Source organism: Halomonas sp. MMSF_3323 (genome assembly GCF_030733595.1).
GTDB lineage: Bacteria > Pseudomonadota > Gammaproteobacteria > Pseudomonadales > Halomonadaceae > Halomonas > Halomonas litopenaei.
Genome location: NZ_JASHIT010000023.1, coordinates 81,218 through 88,040 on the forward strand (window position 1 = coordinate 81,218; position 6,823 = coordinate 88,040).

The 6,823-nt window shown below is 66.7% G+C and carries 6 protein-coding genes; 1 reads left to right on the forward strand and 5 read right to left on the reverse strand.

Annotated elements, in window-relative coordinates; all coding sequences use genetic code 11:
- Positions 1-69 precede the first annotated feature (69 nt).
- The gene (locus RBB39_RS13105; RefSeq protein WP_045995238.1) at positions 70-957 is read left to right on the forward strand and encodes a LysR family transcriptional regulator; all 888 of its coding nucleotides are present in this window, start codon (positions 70-72) and stop codon (positions 955-957) included.
- A 39-nt stretch (positions 958-996) separates the two neighbouring features.
- Here the strand turns inward: RBB39_RS13105 and RBB39_RS13110 are convergent, their stop codons facing one another.
- From RBB39_RS13110 to fmt, 5 genes are all read right to left on the reverse strand, one after another.
- Positions 997-2,445: a TrkH family potassium uptake protein gene (locus tag RBB39_RS13110; RefSeq protein WP_108448511.1), complete on the reverse strand. Its 1,449-nt coding sequence runs from the start codon at positions 2,443-2,445 to the stop codon at positions 997-999.
- Between the two features lie 132 nt (positions 2,446-2,577).
- Positions 2,578-3,951: a Trk system potassium transporter TrkA gene (trkA, locus tag RBB39_RS13115; RefSeq protein WP_045995220.1), complete on the reverse strand. Its 1,374-nt coding sequence runs from the start codon at positions 3,949-3,951 to the stop codon at positions 2,578-2,580.
- Positions 3,952-4,129: 178 nt separating this feature from the next.
- Positions 4,130-4,336, reverse strand: a complete 207-nt coding sequence (locus RBB39_RS13120) for a dodecin (protein WP_045995219.1) — start codon at positions 4,334-4,336, stop codon at positions 4,130-4,132.
- Positions 4,337-4,395: 59 nt separating this feature from the next.
- Positions 4,396-5,700, reverse strand: coding sequence for a 16S rRNA (cytosine(967)-C(5))-methyltransferase RsmB (gene rsmB / locus RBB39_RS13125; protein WP_045995222.1), 1,305 nt, complete (start codon positions 5,698-5,700; stop codon positions 4,396-4,398).
- 71 nt (positions 5,701-5,771) lie between these two features.
- Complete coding sequence (gene fmt, locus RBB39_RS13130; RefSeq protein ID WP_306169135.1) at positions 5,772-6,749, reverse strand: methionyl-tRNA formyltransferase; 978 nt, start codon at positions 6,747-6,749, stop codon at positions 5,772-5,774.
- Positions 6,750-6,823 lie beyond the last annotated feature (74 nt).

Sequence of the window (6,823 nt, forward strand, 5' to 3'; positions counted from 1 at the left end):
AGCACAGTCTGGGCCGGGATCGCTATAATGAAAATCGACGCGACGTTATGGTGATGATAATAGATGCTTATGGCAAATCCGCTCTGGCTACGCTCGTTTCAGGCGTTGGTGGAGCAGGGCAACTTTACCCGCGCCGCCGAGCGCCTTGATCTGACCCAGGCGGCGGTCAGCCAGCATATCCAGCGCCTGGAGGCCGAGCTGGGACTGTTGTTCATTCGCCGGCCTCGGCGGCTCGAGCTGACCCCGGCAGGCCACGCCCTGCTGGACTATCTGAACGAACGTGAACGGGTCGATCAGCGCCTTACCCAGCGCCTGGCCGGTGATCTGGACGATCATGGCGAGATCAGCCTGATGACACCAGGGAGTATCGGGCTTGCGATCTACCCGCGTCTGCTGGCGTTGCAGAAGCGCGCGCCGGGGCTGGCGATTCGCCATCGCTTCGGTCCGACGCGGGAGATCGTCGAGGCCGTCATCGACGGCAAGGTGGAGATGGGGCTGGTGGGCGAGCGTCCCGACGACGCCAGTCTGACGGTCAGCGAGTTTGCCACCGAGGCGCTGGAACTGGTGGTACCGGCCGACACCCGTGTCGAGACGTTCGATGAGCTGATGGCGCTGGGCTTTATCGACCATCCGGATGGCAAGGCCCTGGCCACCCGTCTGCTCAGTCGGCGCTTTCCGGGCTCGCCGGGCTACGCTCGCTGGCCGCGCAGCGGCTTTACCAATCAGATTGGCCTGATCCTGGCGCCGGTGGCCCAGGGGCTGGGCTTCAGCGTGTTGCCACGCTTTGCCCGGGAGGCCTTCGAGGACCAGCACGCCATCCGTGTGGTCGAGGGTGCCCCCGAGGTCAGCGATACCCTCTACCTGATCCAGCGCGCCGAGTGGCCACTGTCGGCCCGGGCACAGCGGGCGCTTTCGGTGATGCGAGAGGCGGTGGCGGGTGCCGACACCGCCCTCTAGCGAAGGGCTACGGCAAAGGAAAGGGCACCAGGATCGGTCCTATTTGCGCCAGAAGGCCGGGGTAAACAACACCAGAACGGTAAAGATCTCCAGGCGGCCCATCAGCATCGCCATCACCAGGATCCACTTGGCCATGGTCGGCATGTCACCGTAGTGCAGACTGGCTTCGCCCAGCGCCGGCCCCAGATTGTTGAGCGCCGAGCCCACCGTGGACCAGGCGGTGACCTGGTCGACCCCGGTGGCCATCACCCCCACCAGCATCAGGAAGAACAGCAGCACATAGGCCGAGAAGAATCCCCACACCGCCTGGGCGATGCCGTCGGGTACGCTGACCTTGCCGATCTTGACCGCGATCACCGCATTGGGGTGGATCAGGCGCATGATCTCGCGCATGCCCTGCTTGATGATCAGGATGATGCGGATGACCTTCATGCCGCCGCCGGTGGAGCCGGAGCTGGCGCCGACGAAGGCGGCGATGAACAGCAAAAGCGGCAGGGCGCCGGGCCAGGCGGAGAAGTCTGCCACCGAAAAGCCGGCGGTGGTGGCTACCGAGACCACCTCGAAGATGCCGTGGCGAAGTCCCACGGTGGTCTCTTCGGTGCCGGTCAACCACAGCACCACCACGGTGATGCTGGCCAGTCCCGTCAGGTACAGCAACAGAAAGCGCGCCTCGGAGTCTTCCCAGTAGTGGCCGATACGGCGTTCGCGCCAGGCCAGGAAGTGCAGGCTGAAACTGAGCGCGGAGATCAGCATGAAGACGATGCAGATGGCCTCGATCACCGCGCTGTCGAAGTAGCCGATGCTGGCGTCGTGGGTCGAGAAACCGCCGATGGCCACGGTGGAGAAGCTGTGACCCAGGGCGTCGAACCAGTCCATCCCGGCGGCCATGTAGGCCAGCATGCACACCACCGTCAGGGTGGCGTAGATGTACCACAGTGCCTTGGCGGTCTCGGTGATCCGCGGGGTCAGCTTGGAATCCTTGAGCGGCCCCGGGATCTCGGTACGGTACAGCGCCATGCCGCCGACCCCCAGGGTCGGCAGGATCGCCACCGCCAGCACCACGATGCCCATGCCACCGAGCCACTGCAGCTGCTGACGGTAGTAGAGGATCGCCTCGGGCAGGAAGTCGATGCCGGTGATCACCGTGGCACCGGTGGTGGTCAGCCCCGAGAACGACTCGAACACCGCGTCGGTGAACGACAGTGCGGTGCTGCCGGTGAGCATCAGCGGCAGCGAACCGAACAGCCCCAGCACCGTCCAGAACATGGCGGCGATCAAAAAGCCGTCGCGGGTGCGCAATTCCCGCCGGGCACGACGATTGGGCAGGAACATCAGCGCGCCGGTCAGCACGGTGATGGCGATGGCAATCAGAAAGGCGTCCCAGGTGCCGTCGCCGAACAACAGCGAGATGGCGATGGGCGGCACCATGGTCAGGCTGAACATCATCAGCAGCAGCCCGAGAATGCGCAGGATCATCCTCAGGCTCATGGCGTCCTGCCTCCTGGCTGACAGCAACAGGCGGGGGACATGTCGGGACGGGTCGTCGTCTCAAGCCCGGTCGGCATCGGACTCATGCGGCGGCTCTCCTTGGTATGGCGGCAGGGGCGAGGGGCGCGCCCATCAGAAAAAGGTCAATCCGACCTGGAACAGGCGTTCGACGTCACGAATCTTGCGCTTGTCGACCACGAACAGGATGACGTGGTCACCGCTCTCCACCACCACGTCGTCGTGGGCGATCAGCACTTCCTTGCCGCGCACCACCGCGCCAATGGTGGAGCCACCGGGCAGGTCGATGTCGCCGATGGCACGACCGACCACCCGGGAGGACTGGCTGTCGCCGTGGGCGATGGCCTCGATGGCCTCGGCGGCGCCGCGGCGCAGCGAGTGGACGTTGACGATGTCACCGCGGCGCACATGGGTCAGCAGGCTGCCGATGGTGGCCTGCTGGGGCGAGATGGCGATGTCGATCTCGCCGCCCTGGACCAGATCCACGTAGGCGGCGTTGTTGATCAGGGTGAGTACCTTCTTGGCACCCATGCGCTTGGCCAGCATCGACGACATGATGTTGACCTCATCGTCGTTGGTCAGCGCACAGAAGATGTCGCAGTCCTCGATGTTCTCCTCTTCCAGCAGGCGCTTGCTGGTCGCGCTGCCGTGCAGTACCACGGTGCGGTCGAGGCGTTCGGAGAGCTGGGTGCAGCGCTCGAGGCTGTGCTCGATCATCTTGACCTGGTGGCTGTGCTCGAGGTGCTCGGCCAGGCGCTCGCCGATGTTGCCGCCGCCGGCGATCACCACCCGGCGGAAGTCGCGATCCAGTCGCCTCAGCTCGCTCATCACCGCGCGGATATCGCGCCGGGCGGCGATGAAGAAGACCTCGTCGTCGGCCTCGATCACGGTGTCGCCACGCGGAATGATCGGACGGTTGCGCCGGTAGATGGCGGCCACCCGGGTGTCGACGCTGGGCATGTGACGGCGCAGGAAGCCGAGCTCCTGGCCGACCAGCGGACCGCCGTAGAAGGCCTTGACCGCCACCAGCTGGACCAGTCCACCGGCGAATTCCAGCACCTGCAGGGCGCCGGGGTGCTCGATCAATCGGCGAATATGGTCGGTGACCACCTGCTCGGGGCTGATCAGCACATCGATGGGCACCGCCTCGTGGGCGAACAGTCCCTTGCGCGCCAGGTAGGCGGTGGCGCGCACTCGGGCAATCTTGGTCGGGGTACGAAACAGGGTATGGGCGACCTGACAGGCGATCATGTTGACCTCGTCGGAGTTGGTCACCGCGATCAACATGTCGGCGTCTTCGCAGCCGGCCTGGCGTAGCACCATGGGGTAGGAGGCCGCCCCGGAGACGGTGCGGATGTCGAGCCGGGTATGCAGTTCGCGCAGGCGCTCACCGTCGGTGTCCACCACCGTGATGTCGTTCTCCTCGCGGGCCAGGTGCTCCGCCAGGGTGCCGCCAACCTGGCCGGCGCCGAGAATGATGATCTTCATCGTCGTCGTGTCCGAAGAGGGGTTCAGAGCCTATGGTGCGTCGCAGCATTGAGCCAGCATACCCGAGCTCTGAACAGTACAACAGGGCGGGAGAGTCCCGCCCTGTGCTGAAAGGAAACAACGCAGGACTTGTGCAATGCAAGTCCCGTGGGTCTCCGGGTCGAATCAGCCTCGCAGGTCAGTCGAGGGTGAAGCCGACCTTGACCGTGACCTGCCAGTGGGCCACCCGGCCATTCTCGATATGGCCGCGGGTATCGGTCACCTCGAACCAGCGCAGGTCATGCACGGTTTCCGAGGCCTTGGTGATGGCCCGCTGCACCGCATCTTCGATGCTGGTTTCCGAGGAACCGGTCAACTCGATCTGCTTGTAGACGTGTTGGCTCATACAGACTCCCTGTTGGAGAAGCATAGGTCACGGGCGGCCAGGCCGACGTCCTGGTCGGACTAGCGGCCCGCCTTCACCAGTCTGGCATAGAAGAAGCCGTCATGGCTGTCGACCTTCGGTAACAGTTGGCGTCCGGCCCCGGAAACCTGGCCCCAGGCGATGCCGTCGGGCATCTGCTCGCTGGCGTCCGGGGTGCGCGCGAGAAAGTCGCGGATCTGGTCGCGATTCTCTTCCGGCAGCACCGAGCAGGTGGCGTAGAGCAAGGTGCCGCCGGGCTTGAGCAGCGGCCACAGATTGTCGAGAAGCGCGCGCTGCAGCTGGGCCAGCTGGGCGATGTCGCTGGGCCGACGCAGGCGCTTGATGTCGGGATGACGGCGGATGACGCCACTGCCGGAGCAGGGGGCGTCGAGCAGGATGGCGTCGAACGGGGTGCCGTCCCACCAGTCACGCTCGGTGGCGTCGCCTTGGGCCAGGGTCGCCGACAGGCCCAGACGAGTCAGGGTGTCTTCCACCCGTGCCAGGCGCGCGGCATCGGAGTCGATGGCGTGCAGGTCGACGTCGAACAGCTCGAGCAGGTGAGCGGTCTTGCCACCGGGGGCGCAGCAGGCGTCGAGCACCCGTGCCCCCGGCCGCGGTGCCACCACCGGGCCAAGCAGCACCGCAGCCAGTTGGGCGGCCTCGTCCTGGACGCTGACGTGGCCCTGGGCGAAGCCGGGCAGCGCCTCCACGTCGCGGGCGGTTTCCAGCACCAGCCCGTCCGGGGCGTGGGCGCAGAGCCTGGCGGAGATGCCGGCACCGTCGAGGATATCCAGATACTGCTCGCGGTCGTTGTGGCGACGATTGACCCTCAGGGTCATCGGTCCGGGCTGGTTGTTGGCCTCGCAGATCGCCTGCCAGTCATCGGGCCAGGCCTGGCGCAGTGACTTGAGCCACCAGCGCGGGTGCAACAGCGCCACCGCCGGGTCACGGTCGACTTCGGCTTCCAGCGTCGACGACTCGCGCTGCAGCCGGCGTAGACAGCCGTTGAGTACCCGGGTGGCCCAGGCCTTGCCGAGCAGACGCGCGGCACCGGCGGTCTCGCCTACCGCCGCGTGGGCCGGAATGCGCAGGTACAGGAGTTGATAGGCGCCCAGCAGCAGCAGCGCCTGGATGTCGGCATCGCGACTCTTGAACGGTTTCTCGAGCAGCTGGGCGGCCAGTGCCTCGAGCCGTGGCAGGGTGCGGCAGACGCCGAAGCACATGGCCTTGAACAGGGCACGGTCGCGGGCCACCACCTGATGGTCGTCCAGGGTGGCCAGTGAGCCCTTGCCGGTGATCACCGGCACCAGCGCCTTGGCTGCGGCGGCGCGGACACAGTCACCCATGTCGCGCCGTGCGTTGGCGTGACGACGGCCATGATGGGGTGGCTTGCGATCGCGTGGGGGTTGAGAATCGCTCATGCGGAGGTCTCCGGGAAAGGACGTCCCAGCAGCGTGCCCTGGGGAAAGCGTTCGGCCCTGGCGCGCAACAGCTCGGATACCGCCAGCTCCTTGCCGCCGGGCAGCTGGGCCCGGGTGATGCGAAGGCGCTCGCGGCCCTCGGCGCCACAGGCCACCAGCAGCTCGGTGTCGGCGCGGGTGATGGTGCCGGGCGACTCTGGTGCGCCGTCGTCGGCCGGCTCGGCCAGGTGGATACGTAGACGCTCGTCGCCCAGCGCGCACCAGGTCACCGGCCAGGGATTGAAGGCGCGCACCCGGGCGGCCAGGGTCGCGGCGGGCTGGGCGAAGTCCAGCTCGGCCTCGGCCTTGCTGAGCTTGGAGGCGTAGGTGACGCCCTGTTCGGGCTGCGGCGTGGCGGCAAGCTCACCGTCGGCGAGTCGGTCGAGGGCCTCGACCATGGCCTTGCCACCGATCTCGGCCAGGCGATCGTGCAACTCGCCGCCGGTGGTGGTGGGCAGGATCTCGGTGCGCCGGATGATCAGCATGTCGCCGGTATCGAGTCCCTCGTCCATCTGCATGATGGTGACGCCGCTCTCGTCATCGCCGGCCTCGATCGCCCGCTGAATCGGCGCTGCACCGCGCCAGCGCGGCAGCAGCGAGGCGTGGACGTTGAGGCAGCCCAGGCGCGGTGCCTCGAGTACCGGCAACGGCAGGATCAGGCCGTAGGCCACCACCACCATGACGTCGGCGTCCAGCGCCGCCAGGGCGCGCTGTTCGGCTTCGTCCCTGAGCCGCTCGGGCTGGTACACCGGCAGGCCGTGCTCCAGCGCCAGCGACTTGACCGGGCTTGGCGTCAGCTTGCGGCCGCGTCCGGCGGGGCGATCGGGTTGGGTATAGACGGCAATCACCTGGTGGTGACTGGCCAGCAGCGCCGAGAGACTCTCGGCGGCGAAGTCGGGCGTGCCAGCGAAGATCACGCGCAGCGATCGGGTCATGTTCAGGGCCTTGGCCGAAGAATGCGGGGACAATAGTAACGGAGACGGGCGAAACGACGAAGACCGACAACGTG